Raw genomic sequence first — 1,478 nt, forward strand, 5'->3', positions numbered from 1 at the left:
CCAGTCGCCTTCGCGAACTTCGCGGTTGTCCCAGCCACGGTAAGCGGTGATGGAGGTGACGGTGAAGTCGCCAGCATCCCAATCGGCTTGAGCCGATACACCCCAAGACTCTTCTTCGGTGCGGGTGACGAGGTTGTTGCGAACAGCGCGGGTTTCGTCGCCTGCAAAGGTGATGCCTGGCAGAAGCGACAGAAGGGCAGCGCCGTTGGCACCCGATGGTGCCGTACCAATGACTTCGCCGCAGCAATTGTCGTCAGCTTTGCGGTAGTCACCGATCAAGCGCACTTTCAGGCTTTCAGAGGCATCAATGTCCAAGATGCCGCGAACGCCATAACGCTCATAGCCATTGATCTTGCTGCCAGTGGTCAGATTGGTGATGTTGCCGTCATACGAGCCGCCGAAAACCGTGACGCGCGAACGGACGCTGTCGCTGAATGGCATGTCGACCGACGCGCGCAGCTTGTACTCATTGCCGTCGTTTGCGGTGACTTGGATGTCGCCGCTATGCACGCGGCCTGGGCTTTGAGAGATGATGTTGACCACACCGGCAGACGAGTTCTTGCCGAACAAGGTACCTTGAGGGCCGCGCAAGACTTCGATGCGCTGAATGTCGGACAAGTCCCCGAATGCTTCACCGGCGCGTGCCAAAACAACGCCGTCCAACACCACAGCGACGCTAGGCTCTGCTGCGATGGAGAAGTTGATGGTGCCGACGCCGCGCAAGAAAAGCGAGGAGTTCAGGTTCGTGCCGCCCTTACGGAAGTTCAGGGTTGGGATTTGGGTTTGCACGCTTTCGATGTTGTAGCCACCTGCGCGAGCAATTTGCTCTCCGCCGATAACCGAAACAGCAGCAGCCACTTCTTGCACGTTTTGAACGCGCTTTTGTGCCGTCACGATGATGACTTCAGCACCTTCATCGGATTTTGCTTCGGTAGCCGCCTGAGCAAATGCACTTGTGCCCATAGCAAAGAAAAGTGTGGCCGCCGCGGCGGACCCAAGTAAAAGATGACGCATGTTATCCCCTCAGTGATGATGGATCTCTAAGTATCCTTCGATTGACGTCAAAATCACGTTCTCGTCGTGAAAAGCAAGTGGCCTTTGTGTTTGAAACTTCCGATTTGAGTGGCGGGTGCTATTCTCGCAACACTTTGACCTTGTGCCCTTTCCTTTAAAACAGATTGGCCGATTGCCCTAGCAGCGCAGCTAACCATAGACCTAAGCTAAGCTTAGGCTTAGTTTGGCGGCACACAGCTAAAAGCGCACCACGGGGTAAGGGTCATGAATAGCGTTGAAATTGTTGAAGTTGGTGCGCGCGACGGGTTGCAGAACGAGCCAGACATTCTGCCGACCGACAAAAAGGTCGCGCTGATCCAAGCCGCCATTGCGGCAGGCGTGCGCCGGATTGAGACTGCCAGCTTCGTGAATCCTCGCCGTGTCCCCCAGATGGCCGATGCGGAGGCCGTGATGGAGGCCCTGCC

At 56.4% G+C, this 1,478-nt stretch carries 1 protein-coding gene and 1 pseudogene; one reads left to right on the forward strand and one right to left on the reverse strand.

Annotated features, from left to right (window positions below; all coding sequences use genetic code 11):
- On the reverse strand, window positions 1-1,014 hold a 1,014-nt coding region (locus tag ACOVRA_RS13285; protein WP_421720723.1), incomplete at its 3' end, for a TonB-dependent receptor.
- Window positions 1,015-1,278: 264 nt separating this feature from the next.
- On the opposite strand from ACOVRA_RS13285, the pseudogene ACOVRA_RS13290 reads away from it, so the two are divergent.
- Window positions 1,279-1,478, forward strand: a pseudogene (locus tag ACOVRA_RS13290) (hydroxymethylglutaryl-CoA lyase); the annotation flags it as partial.

Origin of the sequence: Aquidulcibacter sp., from assembly GCF_049239865.1 — a bacterium.
In the GTDB taxonomy this organism is placed as follows: Bacteria; Pseudomonadota; Alphaproteobacteria; order Caulobacterales; family Aquidulcibacteraceae; genus Aquidulcibacter.